Here is a 536-nt window from a genome sequence, read left to right on the forward strand (position 1 = left end):
CTTGAAGGCAAATTGACAAATGTCCGCGCAAGCGGCGGGTTGACAATCATGGTGACGAAACACCACATCGATGGTACCTCGCCTAAAGCGCTTGAAATTGCCCTTGAAGCGTCAGAACGGCTTGCGCCTGAGCTTGCTTACTGCACAGACCGCAATTCCAGCTGGAAACGCTCACCCGCTCTTGAGTGGGCGATTGCCCAAGAAGTGGCTGCCTTTGAGGAAAGCCTTGTGGTGCCTGTCGTTGAAGACTAATTTGCCAACTTAGAGCCGGGGCTACGCCCCGATGGTTCGGCCAGCTTCGCTGCCCTTACCATCTCCAGTAGTTGGCTTAACCCGACTTCGTATTACTCTGTTTTTATTAGAAAGGCTTTTATGCTTTCAGAACGTCACAAATCCGCCATACGCACTGCGGTAGCTTTAGATATGGCACGCGCTACACCTGATCTTGAGCTTACAGGGCTCACGTCCATGGACGACATCATTGAATGCTACGAGGCCGGCAAGACTTGCCTCTACACTGACGACCACGTCGCAAC

General features: G+C 52.6%; 1 protein-coding gene. It reads left to right on the top strand.

Annotated features, from left to right (window positions below; genetic code table 11):
* On the top strand, positions 1 to 252 hold a 252-nt coding region (locus D1643_RS11440; protein WP_160710689.1), incomplete at its 5' end, for a hypothetical protein.
* Positions 253 to 536 lie beyond the last annotated feature (284 nt).

Source organism: Enterorhabdus sp. P55 (assembly GCF_009911695.1).
Lineage (GTDB): Bacteria > Actinomycetota > Coriobacteriia > Coriobacteriales > Eggerthellaceae > Enterorhabdus.